Origin of the sequence: Neobacillus dielmonensis, from assembly GCF_000612665.1 — a bacterium.
In the GTDB taxonomy this organism is placed as follows: Bacteria; Bacillota; Bacilli; order Bacillales; family Cytobacillaceae; genus Neobacillus; species Neobacillus dielmonensis.
Genome location: NZ_HG942057.1, coordinates 22171 through 42510 on the forward strand (window position 1 = coordinate 22171; position 20340 = coordinate 42510).

A 20340-nucleotide genomic window follows, 5' to 3' on the forward strand; every position below is an offset into this window, starting at 1 on the left:
TTCCTATCAATCTTCATATGGTTATTAAAGAACTTGGAGAGAAGGAGGGTCGGAAACAATGAAAATAGGTATTATTGGGACCGGTAATATGGGGAGAATTTTGGTGGAGGCCTTACTTGATGGAAAAGCAGTATCCCCTTCCTCAATGATAATCACCAACAGAACGATTGCCAAAGCAATGGCACTTAAAGATATATATCCGAGACTAAGGGTTGGGGGCAATGCGTCGGAAGTGGCCTCTCAATCCGATTTACTGTTTATTTGCGTCAAGCCGCTAGACGTTTTTAAAATAATCGATGAAATTCACCCCTTTCTAGATGAAAATAAATGTCTAGTTTCCATCACAAGCCCTATCAGTACCAGCCAAATCGAAACAAAAGTATCTTGCTCAGTCGCCCGGATTATTCCAAGCATCACCAACCGCGCTTTATCAGGAGTATCTTTGATTTCTTACGGAAGTAATTGTCAAAAAGAGTGGAGAACTGTCATTGAACACTTAATGAAAAAGATCTCTGTGCCTGTAGACATTGATGAGAAAATTACCCGAGTGGCCTCCGACATCGTCAGCTGCGGACCCGCCTTCTTCAGCTATTTACTTCAAGCGTTTATTAAAGCCGCAGTAAAAGAAACGGAGATTGATGAAAAAACAGCCACCATTCTAACTAGTGAAATGGTTGTCGGATTAGGGGAATTATTAAAGCAGCAGCACTACACGCTGCCATCACTTCAAGCTAAAGTCTGTGTAAAAGGTGGAATTACCGGAGAAGGAATTAAGGTACTTGAAAATGAGCTTGGGGAGATTTTTGAGCATCTATTTCAAGCCACTCACAGCAAATTTAAAGAGGACCTTGAAAAAGTGGAACTACAGTTTACAAAGCAATAATTCGACAATTTTTTAATATCTCCTGCAAGGAATTAAAAAAGCCATCTTTTTTTGGATGGCTTTTCATGCTGTCGAAAAACCATCATAGGGGCCAAAATAAAAAAAAAGATTGCAACACTATAAAAGGTGTGTTGCAATTTCATTAGGTTAATTTACTCCTGTTGATTGGAGCGGAAGGTGCGAAGACTCCTCGAAAATCCTCAATTATGCTTTCGGATAATTTCGTGCGATGAAAGCTCATGGATGCTTTTCCTTGTGCTATCACATTTTCTCCGTGCGTGGGCTGATACAAGGAAGTAATTCAATGTCCTGCAGGAGCACGGGGCTTAGGAAAGACCCCGCAGGCGCTTGCGCCGAGGAGGCTCACCGGCACGCCCTAAGGTCCGCAAAGCACCTGGAGCGGATCTCAACAGGCCCCATAGCATGGATAATTAATTTCCAAAAACAGTGTTTTATTTACTTTTGTGCGATAAAAAATATTCTCTCAGATTCTGACTGCGGTACTGTATGTTCGAAATCAGCATTGATTTCTAGCAGTTTAAAACCTGCCTGCGACAGCCACGACGCATATTGCTCAGGCGGATAAGTCCGTTGCGTGTGAAGTTCATCATATCGGTCATATTTTCCAGAAGCTTGATCCAATACAAAAAAACTGAGCTCATGTTCGACACTATAGGGGGCCTCCCCCGGAAAACTATTCCAAATATAGGAGATCGCTTCATCATTATAAGCAAAGGTTTGATCCATAAAGATGTTTGTTATTTTATAAAGCGAATGCACATCAAAAATGAACAAGCCCCCATGCTCCAAGTGGTCAAATACACGCATGAATGTATCCTGAACTTCTTCCTCGGATTCCAGGTAGTTTAACGAGTCGCAATAAATGCCAACCACATCAAATGTTCCAGGCCCCTCTAATTCTGCCATGTTTTGCTGGTATAGAGGGACTTTTACACCTTCTCGGTCTGCTTTTGCTTGCGCCACAGCGAGCATTTCATTAGACAAATCCACACCAGTTACCTGAAACCCCTGCTTGGCAAATCGAATGGAAAGTTCCCCTGTCCCGCAGGCCAAATCCAGTATGCGGTGACCGGTTACGTTGTATTGATTCAGTTTTTCATTTGTAAACCGAACCCATTCATCATACGGGGCGTCTTTCATCAATTCATCATAAAGATACGCAAACTGCTCGTAACTCATGAACTTAACTCACTGAGCACATCTACTTCGGGGGCATCCCCCCATAAGCGCTCCAAGTTATAATATGTTCTTTGATCTCGGTGAAAAACATGTGCTACCACATCACCCAAATCAATTAATACCCAGCCTGCCTCATCAAAGCCTTCCATTCTCTTTACGTCGGAGCCATATTCTAAAGCCTTTTCTTTAATCTCTCTAGCAATCGCTTGTACCTGCTTATCTGAATTGCCATGACAAATGATAAAATAATCCGCTATTAAAGAAATTCCTCTCATATCGAGGGCTAAAATATTCTCGGCCCGTTTATCATCAGCCGCTTTGACGGCGATTTTCAGTAATTCCTGATTATCCATTCAATCATTCCTTCCCAATTTTTATTAAATCATTATACGTATGAAACGTTTCCGGATAAACTTGTTGATTTTTCCTCATTAAAAACATGATCGTATTTTGAACGGCTTTAATTAGCGCCTGGTCTAAATCTTCCTCCGCCATTTGCCTAACTTCCTCGACTCCCGGGAAATGCCGCCCCGGTTCAATGTAATCCGCTAAATAAACAATTTTCTCCAGCAATGTCATTCCAGGACGCCCCGAAGTGTGATAGCGGATGGCGTTTAAAACTTCCTGGTCTGTGACTCCTGCTTCTTTCTCTACCAAATACGCACCCACTGGAGCATGCCATAATTCAGCATTAAAGTCCAATAAATCCTGAGGAAAGTTTTGCTCGGTGATAATGGCCTTCATTTCTTCTTTTGGGCGGAATTTGGCATAATCATGAAAAATAGCTGCGATTTCTGCCTTTTTTTCATCGGCACCATATCTTTTTGCCAAAGTAATCGCTGTTTCCATGACACCCAGTGTATGCTGGTAACGGTGCTCGGTCAATTGTGGTTTTACAAGGTTTAAAGCTGTTTCACGTTCCATATAAGTGATTCTCCTCTATAAAATGAATAACCGATTCTGGCAGTAAGTACCGCACCGTCCTCCCACATTTCAATCTGTCTCTAATCATACTGGATGAAATCTCCATACTGGGAACATCCACATATAGAATCGGATATTCGGTTTGGCAGCTATAAGACGGGCGGTCTACTCCAACAAATTGCACAAGCTCAATCAATTCATCAATCTTATGCCATTTAGGCAAATACTCAATCATGTCCGCCCCAATAATAAAATAAAATTGATGGTCTCTGTAACGTGAATGGATAAGCTTCATCGTATCCACCGTATAAGATGGACCTGTCCTTTCAAGTTCAATCGGTTGAATTTGAAAGGCAGGATTCCCTTGGATGGCCAGATTTAGCATTTGCAAACGGTTATCATTGGTAACTGCTCCTGACTTTTCTTTATGAGGGGGCTCCCTATTGGGCATGAGCCAAATTTCATCCAGCTCTAGGGCAAAAAGAACCTCATTTGCGATTAAAAGATGTCCGTTATGGGGCGGATCAAAGGTTCCTCCCAAAATGCCAACTTTTCTCATGACAACCTCCTAAATATAAATATTAAGGAAGAACAATTTGTTTATTTTCTTCAGATTCCTTGTAAAGGACAATCGTATTACCGATAATTTGGACAAGCTCCGCATTAGCCCCTTCAACAAGCTGGTGAGCAACAACCGTTTTATCCTCGTCACAATTCTGTAAAACACTTACCTTTAACAATTCTCTAGCTTCTAGTGCATCCCCAATTTGTCTAACCATATTATCATTCACTCCACCCTTGCCTACTTGAAAAATAGGGTCTAAATGGTGGGCTTTCGAACGTAAAAACCGTTTTTGCTTTCCTGTTAACATGTCGTTCCTCCTAGTTGTTTCAAGACATTTTCTCTCATTCTGTTCACATCAGGCGCAATCCCTGTCCACTTTTCAAAAGCGAGTGCTCCCTGATAAACAAACATGTCGATACCATTTTGTATAGTTGCTCCGTGTGTTTGGGCTCGTTCCAAGAATGTTGTTTTAAGCGGATTGTATATGATATCACATACAGTTGTCCCATCCTTTAGAGCCGTAAATTTTAATGGCTGCTCCACATCATGGGGAGCCATGCCGATGGAAGTGGTTTGAACAATTAAATCATATTCTCTTATTAGTGTGTCTGCTTCAATTAAAGAATAAGCATTGGACTTCGTGGTATAAGGACAGGCTTCAATCAAGTCTTTTGCCTTATCTACTGTTCGATTGGTAATATCAATAGCGCAAGGTTTTTCCTTCGCAAGAGTAAAGTAAATCGCCCTTGCTGCCCCTCCAGCACCAATGATTAAGATCTTCTTTCCCTCAACAGTCGGAAAAATGGATGCTAAGCCCGTTAAAAAGCCAGGACCATCTGTATTGTATCCAATCAATTTTCCATTAGCATTTACAACTGTATTGACCGCACCAATCGCTTGTGCAAGCTCATCCACCTCATCTAAATAAGGAATAATCCTTTGTTTGTGGGGGACGGTTACATTAAAACCGCCTATCCCAAGTGCCCTTAGGCCCTTGACCGCATCTTCCAAGTCATCTGCTTTCACACGAAATGGCAAGTATGTTGCATTTATCTGGTAAATAGCAAATAAGTCATTGTGCATCACAGGAGACATGGAGTGGGCAATAGGATCCCCAATTACCGCAAATAACTTTTTCATTCTCCTCACCCTTAACCAACCTTTAAATTAATGATTTTCGAATTAATGTTTGGACACCCTTTGGTACATACGCGCTGACCTTGATTCCCGGGTCGTTGACAGTGATCCAGCCGAGACCGGAAAAGACGATATCAGTCTTCGCCTCTTTAATCATAAACTCTTGTTTCACCAATTCAGGAAAACTGTCCAAATCAGTACCTCGTGGAGGTGTTAACAATTCTCCTAAATGCTTTTCGTAGAGTTCATCTGCATTTTCCGTTTTCGTTCGATGGATATTCAATTCGTTTGATAAATAACAAACGAAAGACCTTTTGTCCCCACCGCTTACATAATCAAACCGGGCCAAGCCGCCAAAAAATAATGTCTGCCCTTCATTTAATTGGAATATTTTTGGTTTAATTTCTTTTTTGGGTGTAATCACTTTCAAATCCCGCTTGTCGACAAAGTGGGCCATTTGATGATGATTAATAATTCCTGGTGTATCCATTAATGCTTTCCCGTCATCTAGCGGGATTTCTATAATATCCAATGTGGTACCAGGGAAGTGTGAGGTAGTGATCATATCTCCTTCTCCGGTTACCTCCTTGATAATCCTATTTATAAACGTGGATTTTCCCACATTCGTGCAGCCTACCACATAGACATCCTTGCCGTTACGATATTCTTCAATGGCAGCAGCTGTTTCCTTGATCAACCATCCCTTTGCCGCACTAACAAGAAAAACATCATCTGGCCGGAGGCCCAGTTCCTTTGCTTGGGCTTTCATCCAGTTAATTAACTTGTTATGTTTAACCGATTTTGGAAGCAGGTCAACCTTGTTACCGACTAGCAGCACGTTATTTTTGCCTGCAAAGCGGTGCAATCCCGGCAGCCAGCTGCCATTAAAGTCAAAAATGTCGACTACCATGACGATCAATGAATCGGTTTTACTGATCCCATTTAAGATTTTCAAGAAATCATCATCAGTCAAACTAACATCTTGAACTTCATTATAGTGTTTTAATCGGAAGCATCTCTGGCAAATGACGATTTCTTTCTCTAAAGCAGAAGAAGGGGCATAGCCAATTTCTTCAGGATTCTCCGTTTGAATCTTAATCCCGCATCCGGTGCAAAAATGTTCTAATTCAGTCACTGATTAATCCTCCCATTGAAGCATCCCTTTTTTTCGAAACCAATTTAAAATCCTTCGTTCGACAAACCGGTTAAATTTCGTTGCCAATCCATCGGTCTGTGCAACCGGGACAACAAGTATCGTATGAAAACCACTGCGATTGCCGCCAAGAACGTCTGTTAATAATTGATCACCGATTACCACTGCCTCTTGTTTTTGAATTCCCATTTGTTTTATTGCCCGTTTAAATGCAGGGCCTAGTGGTTTTCTTGCGCGAAAGATAAATGGAATTTGCAGCGGGTCGGCAAACGCCTTTACACGTTCTTCATTATTGTTGGAGACAATGGTGACGAGAATGTTATTCCGTTTCATTTCCTCAAACCATTTAATCAATGCAGGAGTAGCACTGGGGCGGTCCCATTCCACGAGAGTATTATCCAAGTCTGTAATAATCCCTTTAACTCCTTTTTGCTTTAAATTTTCAGGCGTTATGTCGAGAACACTTTTAACATGTTCGTTTGGTAAAAATTGTTTTAGCACTAAGCGTACACCTCATCGGATTGATAATTATCAAAAAGCCTTAGTTTCTTTTAAACACTCATCTTCATTTCTTGTATCATCATACTCGTTTTTTCCCACTGTTTCAAAGAAAAAGCGAACACCAGTAAGAATGAGTTTTTCTTTATATTGTTCATCAAATCATGTCAAATATTTAAAATGTGGATGATTCTATATTGTTGAAGAAACACTTTTTAGCTGAATTTTTGACGACTCAGGAAATTTTTTAAAAAACTTTTCGACAAAGTTCTGCATTTCCAACAGTTGTGGATAAAGTTATTAACATTATACCCATTGAATCATTCGGTTTCTTATCATTTATAAACAAGTTAACCACAACTTATCCACGGGATTCTGTGGATAAACAGAACGATTGTTCTACAGGAATAAATTTGGTAGATTAAGGTTACACCACTGAACCTACTAGTTTATGGCAGCTTCAAAATAATTAGAACCATTAATTTTAAAAAATGGAGGTGGACCCTGACATGCGTAAACTGTCAGATGATTTGCTTATTGAATCTTACTTTAAAGCCCGAGAGCTGAACTTAAGTCCGGAATTTATTAGCCTTATTGAATCTGAAATTCGGCGGCGCTCCCTTATTCATAAAATAAAAAAGTCCTCATAACTGGTTGTACTCCGCCCTTTAAGGGCTTTTCTTTTTTTAGAGACTTATAGCGCCCTAGTGATGGCAATACATCAGCTTCGGGTGAAAGATCCGAGTTTTTCACCCATCCTAATATCCTTTGGCGTTTGTATGCGCGGATCGATCTGGAATATTCCTTGTTCAAACAATAACACCACTGTAGAACCAAAACTAAAGTAGGCTATCTCTCCACCCTTTGTCAATGTGGAACCCTTATGCGTTGTTTCAATCGAGTTAACAAACATAGCGCCTACCTTCACGATTGAAACATGCCCATAGTCTGTTTTTACTTCTGTAATGACACGGAAGTTTTTCGCAAGTGTCCGGACACCATACTTTAATCCCCACTTATTTACGGGGTAAGATTTGGACCCTAGAGTCCATTGCTTTGTCACTGTTCCATCTACAGGGCTATGGATTCGATGATAGTGACTTGGACTCAAGTAGAGAATTATGTAAGTACCATTCAAATATTTATGTAGAACATCTTGGTCCCCAAGCATTTCCTCAATCGAATAAATTTTCCCCTTAACCGTAATCTCACTCGATGCTTTAATGGCTCCGATATCTTCTATTACCGCATCCACCGGACTAACAACCGACTCCGTACTTTGATCAATGGAACGAGCATCTTGCTTTAAATTTCGTACAAACAATTCATGGAGGGTTTGATACTCCCGCAGCTCTCTTTCCATTTCGTCTTGATTTAATTGGTATACCTTTGCAAAGGATGGAACCACAAAGCGGCTGATCCGTGACCTGGAGAACCATTTTAAAACCACTGATGTCCATTTCCCATTGGTTAATTCGATTAACGTTCGGTATAGCATCTGAAACATGCAACAACCCCCAAAAAGTGTAAAAATACTCTTTACGTACAGACATAAAAGACTTAGAATGAAATAATATAGAGTAACTTACCTAATAAAATTCGCTTCTATAGTCAAAAAGGAGTGGTGCCGAGAAATGTTCTTACAAAATGTTCTTGACCAGACAATTAAAAAGCTAAAATCCCAAACAGCCAATGTGATAACATTGTCGAATCTGTGTTTAGGGGGTTTCGCCATCGTGTTTGGCATTCATGGCAATCTCCGGCTCAGCTTACTGCTTATTTTTATTGCAGCTTTGGCAGACAGATTTGATGGGATGGTTGCCCGAAAGTTTAACATTGAATCTGACCTCGGCAAACAATTAGATTCCATGAGTGATATTATATCATTTGGAATGGCACCAGCACTATTGTTATATCAAGGAATTCTGCATGAATTTGGCGGGCCCGGTTCTTTTTTTACGGTCTTTTATATAGGATGCGGTGCTTTTCGCTTAGCCCGTTTTAACATTACAGAAAGCAATGGTTACTTTACTGGTTTACCAATTACAGCTGCTGGCTGCATCGCTACACTTAGTTATCTAGCGATCCCTTATGTTCCAGCCTATATGTTCTTATTTATTATGATCATTCTCTCATTTTTAATGGTTAGTACCTTTAAACTAAGAAAAGTATAACACTAATTACTTATAAAATAACCAAAAGACCTGCAAATGGCACGTGCCAGTCAGGTCTTTTTATTATTATCGGACTAATTTGAAATAAAATAAACTGGACAGACACAATTACCCGTTTTCTTCATAGGAATTAATAATAGGCTAAAGTCCAAAACAATGCGGGGTGGATGTGGATGTCTGGAATCTTAACGGCTCTTGGATACTTAGTGAAGGAATTTTTATTTCTTGTTTCTTATGTGAAAAATAATGCCTTTCCCCAACCCCTATCCGCCGCAGATGAGAGAAAGTATTTGCGATTGATGGCAGAAGGGGACTCCCATGCGCGGAATATGTTAATTGAGCATAATTTACGGCTTGTTGCGCATATCGTCAAGAAATTTGAAAATACCGGAGAAGACTCGGAAGATTTAATTTCAATTGGAACAATTGGGTTGATCAAAGCAATTGAGAGTTATTCAGAAGGGAAAGGAACAAAGCTCGCTACCTATGCTGCTCGATGTATTGAAAATGAGATTTTGATGCATTTAAGAGCGCTTAAGAAAACGAAAAAGGATGTATCTCTCCATGATCCAATTGGCCAAGATAAAGAAGGCAATGAAATATCATTGATTGATGTGTTAAAATCCGAATCAGAAGATGTCATTGATACAATCCAGTTAAATATGGAGCTTGAAAAAATTAAAAAGTACATTGAAGTCCTCGATAATAGGGAGAAAGAAGTCATTATCGGGAGGTTTGGCCTCGATTTACAAAAGGAAAAAACCCAGCGCGAGATTGCCAAAGAATTAGGAATTTCCCGGAGTTATGTTTCCAGGATTGAGAAACGGGCCCTAATGAAAATGTTTCACGAATTTTATCGAGCAGAAAAAGAGAAAAAGAAAAAAAATTAGAGCAGGAGTTACGCCTGCTCTCAGACTGTCGACAAATCCGAAGAAATTTTGGGTTTGCCGACAGTCTTTTTTTGCTCTTTTATAGGGGCTGTTGATTTGCGCTCCAGGCGCTTCGCTTTCCGCGGGCGTTGCGGTGAGCCTCCTCGGCGAGTACCGCGCCTGCGGGGTCTCCCCTGCTCCGTACTCCCGCAGGAGTCTTCGCGCCTTCCGCTCCAATCAACAGGGCAAACAACATGACCTATAGATTACCTTTTTTGTACAATTAAGTATATATATTTTATGAGGCGGATGAAATGTTAAAAAAAAATACACTGATGAACCGTGACCAAGTAGAAATAGTCGCTCTAGAGCAGCTTGTACCTGAGGACCATTTGGTCCGAAAGATAGAAGCTGCCATAGACTTTTCTTTCATCTATCCACTTGTTCAAGATATGTATTCCTCTGATAAGGGCGTCCAAGCATTGACCCTATAGTATTAATTAAAATGACTTTCATCCAATATACCTTCGGTATTCGATCTATGAGGCAAACCATAGAAGAAATCAGAACCAATATGGCCTATCACTAGTTTCTTGGTTATGGTTTTTATGATAAGGTACCCCATTTTTTGATTTTCGGAAAAAACTATGAGCGCCGTTTCAAAGATACTGACTTATTTGAAAGAATATTCTATCGCATTCTAAAAGAAGCATCCGATAAGAATTTGATTAGCCATGAACATGTGCTTATTAATTCTACTCATGTTAAACCAAAAATGGCATAAAAATTGACCCCTAGGGGTCAGTTTGAACACCAAACTATAGTAAAAAAGGATATTATTAGAAAAAGGCACCCGAAATGTGGAAACTCGTAATGCCTTCTATCTACAATCTGAGAGCAGGAGTTACTCCTGCTCTTTGCCGTTTTTTAGAAGGTTCATCCATGCTTTGCCGCCATCAGTTGATTCATATAAATCATTTTTATATGTAGAGAAGGCCATCTGATTAGGATTTTTAGGATTAACGCTCACATAGGTTATTGGATTATCGTAATCTAGAAACGGAATGGTTAGTTCGGCAATCTCCCCTGTTCCCGGATTTATCGTTTTAAACATAATTTTCTCATTCTCCACACTCGAATACAGAATAGAGTCTCCAGTGAAGGTCAAAGCAGTCACCATAACTGGGTCTGTAATCCGTTTCATGGTGTTTCCATTATCCAAGGAATAATAAATCCCAGTTCTTGTGGACATTGCCATAATTGCGCCGTTCTGGTGGTGAACAGCGAGCATTCCAAAGGAGTTCGCATCAAATCCGGCCAAAAGGCTTTGTTTCCAAGAAGATCCGTTATTGGTTGAATAATTCACACCGAGAGCTAGTCCTTGTTTTTCCTGGTCACTTATAACATATATATTGTCATTTTGATAACCAGCACCGATAAAGTTAAAATTGCCATTACCATAGAATGATAGTTTTTCTAATGTCTTCCCTTTATCTTTACTCAAAATAATCCCAAGCGGGTCCTTCAAACCACTACCTTTTTGTGGGTGTCCACTCCCGATAAAGCCAGTATCAATTGCTTGAAATCCCATATATTGATTGCGATTGGCCGTTGTTTCCAACCAAGTTCCCTGTTGGTACATTTTAATGCCGTTATTAGCTGCAACATATAATTCAGAATCATTGCCTGGATAGCCAATACCAAAAATCCGGCTTACTTTTATAGATTTAGCCTTAACAATTTTAAACTTATTATTTGCCGTTTGGGTGCTCTTTTCATCTTCATTTTTAGAGCTGCTGTTGTTGTTTGAACAACCTGAGGAAATCAGAACGAAGCAGGCTAATAGAGCAAAGCAGGCAGCTTTCCACTGGATTTTCACTTTTTTTCCTCCCAAAATTATATTCATAAACTATTTAAATGAAGGATTCATCCATCCACTTATACCCTAGTGCAGAAGGTAATGTCAAATGATATAGTTTTGAAAATGGAACTCTCCCATAGATAATGAAAAATCATTTTCTGTGTTAGCATAAGTTTTTTTACTGAAAACATCTAAGTAATAGAATTATTTGAATATAAGCCCTATAATGAAACAGTACAAAATAAAAGGAGGATCCCAAATGACAACTAATACATATTCAGACGTATGGAATCTTGATTCAGTTTTTAACGGTGGGAGCCAATCTCCTGAATTCCACGATCATTTGGCGCATACTGAAAAATTGATTGCTCAATTTCAATCCAAAGTTACTGCTTGGAAGCCACATAACACCACGGAAGATGCTCTATCTCTTCAACAGCTACTGAACGATTTTGTCACGATTGGTAAAAAAATTCGTCAAGCAGGAGCATTTACAGGGTGCCTATTAGCTCAAAATACCGCAGATAAACAAGCCTATTCACTAGATGCCAAGGTGACCAGTTTAAGTGCGTCTTTCCAGACAGCGCTTGGCTCATTTGACAGTCTGCTAACCGTTTTTAATGACGCTGTATGGCAGGAACTATTGGCTATTGAACCATTAAATGAACTCTCGTTTGTGTTAACTGAGCGGCGTGAACGAGCAAAGGATAAACTGTCAAAAGAAGAAGAGGCCCTAATAAGCACACTTGGAGTAGATGGCTACCACAGCTGGGGGCAATTATACGATTTGATTGTTAGTAAAATTAAAGTACCCGTTATCGAACAAGGGGAAGAAAAACTGCTTTCAGTTGGTCAAGCCCACAACAAATTTTCAAATCCTGACCGCAACATAAGAAAAACTGTTTTTGAGAGCTGGGAAAAGGCGTGGGGCGAACAGGAAGATTTGCTGGCAAAAACGCTTAATCATTTAGCTGGCTTTCGTCTAAACGTCTATAAAAAACGCGGCTGGGAAGATGTGTTAAAAGAACCTCTAAACATCAGCAGAATGGAAAAGAAAACATTGGAAACAATGTGGACAGTCATTTCAGAAAATAAACAAAAACTAGTCAGCTATTTAGAACGGAAGGCAAAACTGCTTGGCTTAGAAAAATTAAGCTGGTACGACCTTGACGCACCGCTCGGTAAAACCGAAACCAAAATATCCTATCAACAAGGGGCCGAGTTTATCGAACAAAATTTTGCCTTGTTTGGGGAAAAGCTGGCGGCGTTTGCTAAAAATGCGTTTGAAAATCGATGGATTGAAGCTGAAGACCGGCCAGGCAAAGCACCTGGTGGATTCTGTACCTATTTTCCGGAAAGTGGCCAATCGCGGATATTTATGACCTACTCTGGCACTCCATCAAACGTCTCGACATTGGCACACGAACTGGGACACGGCTTCCATTCATTTGCCATGAAAGGCGTACATTTTCTAAATCGTAATTACGCGATGAACGTGGCCGAGACAGCTTCGACCTTTGCCGAAATGATAGTCTCAGATGCCTCAGTTAAAAATGCTAAGAATGAAGAAGAAAAGCTGATTTTGCTGGATGATAAAATACAAAGAACAGTCGCTCTGTTAATGAATATCCATGCCCGTTTTCTTTTTGAAACACGTTTCTATGAAGAAAGAAAGCAGGGCCCTGTGGAAGCAGAACGGTTAAATGAAATAATGCTGCAGGCTCAGAAAGAGGCATATGCAGACAGCCTGGTAGACTATCATCCATTATTCTGGGCTTCCAAGCTGCACTTTTTTATTACCGATGTACCATTCTATAATTTCCCTTATACATTCGGTTATCTGTTCTCATTGGGGATATATGCACAGGCGATTGCAGAGGGAAAGGGCTATGAAGAAAAGTATATTGCCCTACTTCGGGATACGGCCTCGATGACCGTTGAGGATCTTGCGATGAAACATTTGCAGGTTGACCTCACCCAAAAGGACTTCTGGGAAAAAGCCGTCCGAATTTGTCTTGATGATATCGATGAGTTTTTAGAATTAACGAAATAAGTAAAAGCATCGGCATTGAACAGCCGATGCTTGCTTTGTTTAGAATTCCGCGCTTAGTTCGGCGGAAATGACACAGCCGATCGTTCCAGTTATGACGAAGGCCATCACCATCATAAACATGCTCTCCACCCCTTAGAAAGATTCTGCTATTTTCTACTTTGAATTTATCATATTTTCACAGTATCAATCTTCAGGAAATGTGAACGTTTTGTTAACAACCAATCGTCTTCATGAATCCTTTTTCATCACTTTCAGGAAAACTGTCCATAATAAGATGTGTAGCGGCAACTTGATCCCTCCCATTTTTTCTTGACTAGGTGGTATCCTTCATACCCCATAAGCTTGCTCCACGTCCTTGCATTAAAAATATCATTAGAAAAACCACCTTTCTTCCACTAGATTTTTTAATTTCTTTACATAATACGATACATAGAAATTTGTCGGTCTTTGTGTTGTTCGTATATCTTTTCAACCATTTCCTGGTGTCTTGCTTGTTCAGCTGTCACTTTCCGTTTAGAAATGGTAATCGTTAAAAATAAGATATTCAGGGTCATGTCATTCACTTCCTTTTTTAACCCAGTTTTATATCAAATGATGCATCGTTATCTGCCGGTCCTTATGCTTTTCAAACAGGCTGTCTACGATTTCCTTGTGATTCGCTTCCTCACGTGTCACTTCGTGTTTTTTGATTGTAATTGTAAAAAATAAAATATTCAGCGTCATCTCTTATCACCTCCAATGTGTTTTTGCAGCGGCACTTCCAGCTTATACCATACATATCCAATACGTGTGAAAAATAGGCAAAAAAAGGCCGCAGAAGAATACCCCTGCGGCTGTTATTATTTTTTGCACAAAAATACCGCAGGACGTCATTCTCCCTGCGGCATGGATATGTATGGTAATAATAAACTAGAAAATCCATTCCAATCCGGTCGAATGAGTGTTATTCAAATATTCTGTTTTAGCTCCCGGTTTAGTTGTCGCAAATAACATATTCTTCGACCTCCTTTGGAATTAATTTGTTGCTACGGTAATTATATCCACTATTTCCAGCGTTGTAAACCTTTTTTTGGAAAGTTTTTGAATAAATTTAGATACATCAGGAAAATAGGCAAAAAAAATAAGCGCCCCCTATTGCGACGGGACACTTATCCTTGTGAGAAAAAGTCATGATCTTCGTCCATATCCATCAATCTTATTTGGCATTGCTTAGATATTGTAAAAAATAAAATGGATAATGCCAGAAATGACAAAGAAGCAAGGATCATAATATTTAATGCCATGTCAGTTTTTTCAGCCGGGACAATGACACCTAAGAAGAAGAATACTCCTACAGCTAACAGAATAATGGCAAACCGCTTAAAATCAACCATTTTCTCATAAAGCCGTTTCGCTTGCTGCTTCACGCGCCCACCTGCTTTCTTTTAATCTACTAACTTACTTTAACACAGGTTATTAGATTAAAGCAGATGTAAATATTACTAAAAAGACCGGCTTATCTTAGCCGGCCCTTTAGCATATACAATATTATCTTCTCGCTATTTTAAAGCAGCCACCATTTTCATGACTAACGTGGCAGAATTTGTTGCCGCTTGATCAATGAATTGATCAAAAGAGATTTCTGATTGTTTGCCGGCAATATCCGACAGAGACCGGATAATGACAAAAGGAACCCCAAACCGATGGGCAACTTGGGCAATCGCAGCTGCTTCCATTTCAACCGCCTGCAAATCTCCAAATTTTCCACGTATAAATGCTGCCCTGTTTGGATCTTCGATAAAAGAGTCACCCGATACAATTAACCCTTTTACAATCTTAAATTTTTCAAGATCCCTTGCTGCAGATTCAGCAATTTTTACTAACTTTTCATCTGCTTGAAATGAAGCCGGCAGTTGAGGAACTTGGCCGTATTCGTAACCAAATGCAGTAACATCCACATCATGATGCCGAACTTCTGTAGAGAAAACGACATCCCCCACATTTAAGTCAGGATTTAATCCGCCTGCTGAACCGGTATTGATAATACCATCGGGCTTGTATTTTTCCAACAGGATCGTCGTTGACATAGCGGCATTTACTTTTCCTATTCCTGAACGAAGCAAAATGACATCCGCTCCATGCATGCGGCCGAAAGTGAATTCACAACCTGCAATGGTTTCCTCTGTCTTCTCTTCGATATTTTCTTTAAGCATTGCTACTTCTTCTTCCATTGCGCCGATTATGGCAATTTTCATGGTTTAACCTCTTTCATTAATTGGTCATTGAATTTGAGACAGTTCTTCCATTTTGGTCGGCATCCAGCCTTGACCATCTACCCACTGAAGGTAAACATTATATTTTTGGGTTTTATCTTTTGAAGCGACCGTTGCAAACGAACCATTGGTGGTGGATTTATCTCTTCCCAGCCAGTAAACGGTCATATTGCTTTGGTCAATTCCAGTTGCATAGGTAATTGCCTTTAACATTTCCTGCCAATCAACAGAGCTCTCATCATAAACAGCTGCATGCTCTCCAGACTGAGAGGTGCCTACTGGCTTCCATGCCGGGTTCACAATGGTTTTGACCACATTTGGTGAACTGCCACCATCCGTAACTGTGGCTTGTGCAGTATCTGCCTGCTCAGGATCATCGGCTTGGTTATTATTTGCCGTTTCAGAATCAGAGTCATCAGAAGTTTCATCAGCCTTAGCTGCCGTATCTTCGCTATCCTTACTTGATTTTTCTGCTTGAGTTGACTTCTCTGTTTTATCTTTATTTGCAGCTGCCTTCTGCTCAGTCTTCTGAGTTGCTTTTGTTGATGAGGCATTTTCATCATTTCCAGAAGCAAAAATATTATACGCAACTATAATAATTAACGCCAGAACTAAAATTATTAAACCATTTAAAATCAAATTGGTTTTCCTTCGTTTTGCCCGAACACCGGAACGAGACTTTTGGAAATCGTTATTCATTTGTATCACTCCTTATAAACAGTAGGCTTTCAATATTTTAACATGAATTCACGTTTACTTGAAGGAATAACCTTGGACGGTAAGATTTCTGTAATAAAAGAAAAGAAACCGCATGCTATATGTAGCAAAGCGGTTTCCCTCAAAATTATTAGATATATTCCTTGAACCAGCCTGTGATATAATCCAAACGGTTCATCCTCAATTCGGGCTTGCCACTGCGGGACAGTTCATGATTTTGTTCCGGGAAGCGGACAAACTTGGTTTCTTTGCCAAGCCGTTTTAGAGCAATAAAAAATTGTTCTCCTTGTTCGATTGGGCAACGATAATCTTTTTCACTGTGAAGAATCAATAATGGTGTTTCCACGTTTTCAACATAGGCTAACGGCGAATGCTTCCAAAGTGTTTGAATATCGCGAAAATCTGATTTGATTTGCCATTCTGTAAAGTAATAGCCAATATCACTGACACCATAAAAACTAATCCAGTTTGAAATGGACCGTTGAGTGACTGCCGCTTTAAAGCGATTTGTCTGGCCGACAATCCAGTTTGTCATAAAACCACCGTAACTTCCGCCGGTTACACCGAGTCGGTCCTCATCGATGAAATCATAATGTTGTAATACAAAATCGACACCGTTCATTACATCTTTATAATCATTTCCCCCATAATCGCCCCGGACGGCATCAACAAACTGTTGGCCATAGCCGTGGCTGCCCCTTGGGTTGGTATATAAAACAGCATATCCTTGAGCGGCGAGAATTTGAAATTCATTCATATAGGTGTTTCCATACATCATGTGCGGTCCGCCATGAATTTCCAAGATAAGCGGATACTTTTCCCCCGTTTGAAATCCTATCGGCTTCATCAGCCATCCCTGAACCTTCCAGCCATTTTCACTTTCATATTCAATAGCTTCAGGCTGAGATAACTCAATGTCTTGTAAATAGTCTCCGTTCACTTCCGTTAAGCGGCCTACGATTTGCCCGTCATTTAATGACACTAAAAATAAGTCGCCAATTTGGGTGGGATGACTAATCGCACAAATGACTTTATTAGAATCATTGATAGTAAATCCGTAAACATGATGATTACCCGTTGTAATGGGGTGAATTGTCCCATCAACAGTTCCATAATACAAATTGGTGTTCCCTCTGTCTGTTGCTAGGAAATAGACACCATCACTATTGTTATCCCACACCAATCCTGGGTCAGCAACTGATTGTTGAAAATCACCGACCATTAAATTGCCCACTGGTACATCCCAATTTGCGGTTATACATTTGAGCTCTTGCGACTTAAGCTCATAAATCCATACTTTTGGATGAGTGGCATTTTCATATTCACGTTCATTACCGATCATTCCGACCAATTGGCCATTGGGTGAGAAAACTGCCTTTTCAAAGTCACCTGTTCCTTTGGTGATCCGTGTTAACTTCTTAGTGTTAACCTCTAGTAGATAAACATCTTGATTAAAGGATGTATCCACAGGTTCCTCAAGATCGGCACCAATTAACAGGTTTTTCCCATCTGGGGACCAGCTGTAAAGTGCATAATCAAAATCGCCCTCAGTCAGTTGGGTTACTACGCCACTATTGACATCAATAACCGCTATCTGACTGTAATCTCCTTGCCAAAAGCCGCTGGAATCGGATTTATATTTCATTTGCGTTACCTCAAGCGGCTTCGGCTTGTCCTGCTTTTTGACCGCTTCTTCTTGATCTAATAGATCGTGTCCCGGTTTTACTGACGTAACGAAGGCAATCCTTTTGCCATCAGGTGACCATACAGGATTGCTGGCCCCGTTTGATAGAGAGGTCAGCTGTCGAGCTTCCCCGCCATGTTTACTTAACACATAAATTTCACTTTTACCGCTTCGAGTTGAAACAAATGCAAGCTTTGTTCCATCAGGAGACCAGCAGGGAGAAATATTTTTTCCTTTTCCAAACGTCCATTGCACAGCTGCTTCATCGTCAGATAGGTTATTAAAAAATAGATGCGATTGGTATTCATCCGTTTCTTTATCAATCATTGTCTCGACGTAAACATAGGAGCTTCCGTCCGGAGCAAAAACCGGATTTGCTACTGACTTTAGTTTGTATAAATCCGTTGACTGTATCCCTTTTCTAGTTGTCATAACATTACCGCCTTTTAAAATATTTACTCTAATTCATTTCGACACTAGAAATAATTTTTCCTGCAAAAAAACAGCCAAAATTATATTAATATATTTTGGCTGTTTTCTATAAACTTTTTTTGATACAAAAATACATTTGTATCACTTATTTTCATACAGCATTTTTACGATATCAGCGAACAGTAAATTGACTCCACCTTCACTGTCTGAAACATCTAGATTAACGGCGACCAGTGCATATTGGGGATTTTGGTAAGGAAAGTAGCCCGCAAACCACTTATTATGCAGTTGTTCTCCATTCACGTATTTTCCCGTTTCAGCCGTTCCCGACTTTCCTGCAACTTCAAATGGCAGGTCCTGAAACCAGCGTCCTGTGCCGTTTGGATTGACAACCACCTCACGCAGCAATTTTTGCAGTTTAGAAGCTGTATAGGGGGAAATGGTTTCTCCTTCCAGACTCTTTTCTGGAAAATCAATCATGGTTGTCTCATTTTTATACTCTATTTTAAGCGCCGCCCGGACCATTTCTTTTTTTCCCCCACGGGCAATAGTGGCCATCATGTTTGCCACAGCCAAGGGCGTTGCCCGAACTTCATGCTGGCCGATCCCCGACATCGCCACATAATTTTTGTCTGTTCTCGCATCCTCCGATAGAAAAACACGCCCTTTATCTTCATCAGCAAGCTGCTTGAAATTACTGGTATGGAACACTTCACCCTGCCATCCAACAGAACCGGTAAGTGATAACTTTGCAGCGTATTCTTCTAAAGTATTCGGGTCTTGCTTTTGCAACTCTTGAGCCAGTTCCCCGAACGTGCGATTACAGCTCCTTGCAAAGCTGTCCGAGAAATTAAGCATGCCATAGTTGTATTTTAACTCCGGATTGCCGTTAATTTTCTTACTGCAATCAAACAAGCGCATTGGATCATCCAAGTTGCGGTCAATAGCTGCAGCTGCGACAACTGTTTTAAAGACAGACCCCATAATTTGTTGTTCCAACATCATATTCGTAATGCCTGCACTGCTATAAGGGTCCTTTTTATTGACAGCTGGACGAGAGACCATGGCTAACACACTGTTATCCTCAATATTAAGGAGAACAAGACCTCCCTTTTTAATCTGATATTGATCCACTAATGCTTCAGCCTTCTCCTGGATGGTTTTATCAATGGTTGTCCGAATATTGACAGGATAAAACGGATTAGCCGGATCCACATATTTAACATTGATTCCGAATAGTGGCGCCCCACTGCCGTCAACATGGTAAACCAGTTTTGAGGGGCCCTCTGGCAGCAGAAATTCGTCAAAGCTTTCTTCTAGACCGGAAACGCCAATCAGAGTTTTCTCTGGTAATTCTTTATTTGGATAGCGTTTGGCAAGTTCTTTTGAATTTTGACCTGTTAACCCAAGTAACTGTTCAGCAGGAACAGAAGAACGTTCAAACTTTTTCTCAACCGCAAAAACGCCGGGTATATTTAGCTTATTTATTTTTTCCGTTTGTGATTTTGTCAACTCGATTGGGTCAGGCTGCCCGAAGGCAAATGGTTTCTTAGCTGAATCCACCGCTTTTTTCAAATCATCTGCAGGGATATTGGTAATCGCTGAAACTTTTTCAATGTCCCAATCCAGCTTTTTTAAAAATGGAAATAAAACCAAGACAGACACCATTTTATGGGTCAACATGGTACCATTTCGGTCAAGGAAGTTTCCTCTGCCATTATCTATGACCAACTCTTGTGTTCTTTGTTTGACGCTCTCCTCAAGTAAATTGACATGATGTTTAGAAAAGGTCTCTGTATCGATTAATTGAACTTGAACTAATCGAACTAAAAGGAAAGTAAGACCTATCATACAAATGATTAACCAGCCAATTGCACGTTTTCTCCACATAAAAAAACACCTCGTCAAAAGTTTTGACGAGGTTTCGAACTTTCAAAC

Annotated in this window: 22 protein-coding genes and 1 pseudogene; 6 read left to right on the forward strand and 17 right to left on the reverse strand. The window is 40.2% G+C overall.

The window, feature by feature from the left end; genetic code table 11:
• The first annotated feature begins 58 nt into the window (after positions 1-58).
• On the forward strand, positions 59-883 hold the full coding sequence (gene comER, locus BN2425_RS10235) for a late competence protein ComER (RefSeq protein ID WP_042458600.1): 825 nt from the start codon (positions 59-61) through the stop codon (positions 881-883).
• A gap of 456 nt (positions 884-1339) precedes the next feature.
• Here comER and BN2425_RS10240 read toward each other — a convergent pair whose 3' ends face one another.
• From BN2425_RS10240 to BN2425_RS10275, 8 genes are read right to left on the reverse strand one after another with little or no spacing between them, the layout of a single operon-like run.
• Positions 1340-2083, reverse strand: a complete 744-nt coding sequence (locus BN2425_RS10240) for a class I SAM-dependent DNA methyltransferase (protein ID WP_042458603.1) — start codon at positions 2081-2083, stop codon at positions 1340-1342.
• On the reverse strand, positions 2080-2436 hold the full coding sequence (gene rsfS, locus BN2425_RS10245) for a ribosome silencing factor (protein WP_042458606.1): 357 nt from the start codon (positions 2434-2436) through the stop codon (positions 2080-2082). The genes BN2425_RS10240 and rsfS overlap by 4 nt, the downstream gene beginning before the upstream one ends.
• Before the next feature lie 4 nt (positions 2437-2440).
• Positions 2441-3007 carry a bis(5'-nucleosyl)-tetraphosphatase (symmetrical) YqeK gene (yqeK, locus tag BN2425_RS10250; protein WP_042458609.1) on the reverse strand — a complete coding sequence of 189 codons (567 nt, stop codon included), beginning with the start codon at positions 3005-3007 and terminating at the stop codon, positions 2441-2443.
• Positions 2997-3566, reverse strand: coding sequence for a nicotinate-nucleotide adenylyltransferase (locus BN2425_RS10255; RefSeq protein ID WP_042458612.1), 570 nt, complete (start codon positions 3564-3566; stop codon positions 2997-2999). Before BN2425_RS10255 ends, yqeK begins: the two co-directional genes overlap by 11 nt.
• 22 nt (positions 3567-3588) lie before the next feature.
• Positions 3589-3879, reverse strand: a complete 291-nt coding sequence (gene yhbY / locus BN2425_RS10260; RefSeq protein ID WP_042458615.1) for a ribosome assembly RNA-binding protein YhbY — start codon at positions 3877-3879, stop codon at positions 3589-3591.
• Positions 3873-4712, reverse strand: coding sequence for a shikimate dehydrogenase (gene aroE / locus BN2425_RS10265; RefSeq protein ID WP_042458618.1), 840 nt, complete (start codon positions 4710-4712; stop codon positions 3873-3875). Before aroE ends, yhbY begins: the two co-directional genes overlap by 7 nt.
• 22 nt (positions 4713-4734) lie before the next feature.
• A complete protein-coding gene (yqeH, locus tag BN2425_RS10270; RefSeq protein ID WP_042458621.1) occupies positions 4735-5844 on the reverse strand; it encodes a ribosome biogenesis GTPase YqeH in 1110 nt (369 codons plus the stop codon).
• A gap of 3 nt (positions 5845-5847) precedes the next feature.
• On the reverse strand, positions 5848-6363 hold the full coding sequence (locus tag BN2425_RS10275) for a YqeG family HAD IIIA-type phosphatase (RefSeq protein WP_042458622.1): 516 nt from the start codon (positions 6361-6363) through the stop codon (positions 5848-5850).
• A gap of 506 nt (positions 6364-6869) precedes the next feature.
• Between BN2425_RS10275 and BN2425_RS10280 the strand changes: the two genes are divergently transcribed.
• Positions 6870-7010 carry a sporulation histidine kinase inhibitor Sda gene (locus BN2425_RS10280; protein WP_042458625.1) on the forward strand — a complete coding sequence of 47 codons (141 nt, stop codon included), beginning with the start codon at positions 6870-6872 and terminating at the stop codon, positions 7008-7010.
• Between the two features lie 71 nt (positions 7011-7081).
• On the opposite strand, the gene BN2425_RS10285 is transcribed toward BN2425_RS10280, so the two are convergent.
• Positions 7082-7867, reverse strand: a complete 786-nt coding sequence (locus tag BN2425_RS10285) for a phosphatidylserine decarboxylase (protein WP_042458627.1) — start codon at positions 7865-7867, stop codon at positions 7082-7084.
• A gap of 127 nt (positions 7868-7994) precedes the next feature.
• Between BN2425_RS10285 and pssA the strand changes: the two genes are divergently transcribed.
• From pssA to BN2425_RS22495, 3 genes and pseudogenes are all read left to right on the forward strand, one after another.
• Positions 7995-8534 carry a CDP-diacylglycerol--serine O-phosphatidyltransferase gene (gene pssA, locus BN2425_RS10290; protein ID WP_042458630.1) on the forward strand — a complete coding sequence of 180 codons (540 nt, stop codon included), beginning with the start codon at positions 7995-7997 and terminating at the stop codon, positions 8532-8534.
• Between the two features lie 173 nt (positions 8535-8707).
• A complete protein-coding gene (gene sigK / locus BN2425_RS10295) occupies positions 8708-9424 on the forward strand; it encodes an RNA polymerase sporulation sigma factor SigK (protein WP_042458633.1) in 717 nt (238 codons plus the stop codon).
• A 293-nt stretch (positions 9425-9717) separates the two neighbouring features.
• A pseudogene (locus tag BN2425_RS22495) lies at positions 9718-10172 on the forward strand (transposase); the annotation flags it as partial.
• A gap of 135 nt (positions 10173-10307) precedes the next feature.
• Here the strand turns inward: BN2425_RS22495 and BN2425_RS10305 are convergent.
• Positions 10308-11282 (reverse strand): F510_1955 family glycosylhydrolase, encoded by a 975-nt coding sequence (locus BN2425_RS10305; protein ID WP_052352821.1) that lies wholly within the window; start codon positions 11280-11282, stop codon positions 10308-10310.
• A 241-nt stretch (positions 11283-11523) separates the two neighbouring features.
• On the opposite strand from BN2425_RS10305, the gene BN2425_RS10310 reads away from it, so the two are divergent.
• Positions 11524-13317 carry a M3 family oligoendopeptidase gene (locus BN2425_RS10310; RefSeq protein WP_042458637.1) on the forward strand — a complete coding sequence of 598 codons (1794 nt, stop codon included), beginning with the start codon at positions 11524-11526 and terminating at the stop codon, positions 13315-13317.
• Between the two features lie 413 nt (positions 13318-13730).
• On the opposite strand, the gene BN2425_RS10315 is transcribed toward BN2425_RS10310, so the two are convergent.
• The 7 genes from BN2425_RS10315 to BN2425_RS10345 form a co-directional block, all read right to left on the reverse strand.
• Positions 13731-13871, reverse strand: coding sequence for a YrzI family small protein (locus BN2425_RS10315; protein WP_074433040.1), 141 nt, complete (start codon positions 13869-13871; stop codon positions 13731-13733).
• Between the two features lie 28 nt (positions 13872-13899).
• Positions 13900-14040: a YrzI family small protein gene (locus BN2425_RS10320; RefSeq protein ID WP_074433041.1), complete on the reverse strand. Its 141-nt coding sequence runs from the start codon at positions 14038-14040 to the stop codon at positions 13900-13902.
• 425 nt (positions 14041-14465) lie between these two features.
• Complete coding sequence (locus BN2425_RS10325; protein ID WP_042458640.1) at positions 14466-14723, reverse strand: YrhC family protein; 258 nt, start codon at positions 14721-14723, stop codon at positions 14466-14468.
• 132 nt (positions 14724-14855) lie between these two features.
• Positions 14856-15551 carry a 5'-methylthioadenosine/S-adenosylhomocysteine nucleosidase gene (gene mtnN / locus BN2425_RS10330; protein ID WP_042458642.1) on the reverse strand — a complete coding sequence of 232 codons (696 nt, stop codon included), beginning with the start codon at positions 15549-15551 and terminating at the stop codon, positions 14856-14858.
• A gap of 24 nt (positions 15552-15575) precedes the next feature.
• Entirely contained in the window at positions 15576-16268 is a 693-nt protein-coding gene (locus tag BN2425_RS10335) for a DUF1510 family protein (RefSeq protein WP_042458644.1), read from the reverse strand.
• A 148-nt stretch (positions 16269-16416) separates the two neighbouring features.
• Positions 16417-18402: a S9 family peptidase gene (locus BN2425_RS10340; protein ID WP_042458647.1), complete on the reverse strand. Its 1986-nt coding sequence runs from the start codon at positions 18400-18402 to the stop codon at positions 16417-16419.
• A gap of 141 nt (positions 18403-18543) precedes the next feature.
• On the reverse strand, positions 18544-20292 hold the full coding sequence (locus tag BN2425_RS10345) for a peptidoglycan D,D-transpeptidase FtsI family protein (protein WP_042458649.1): 1749 nt from the start codon (positions 20290-20292) through the stop codon (positions 18544-18546).
• Positions 20293-20340 lie beyond the last annotated feature (48 nt).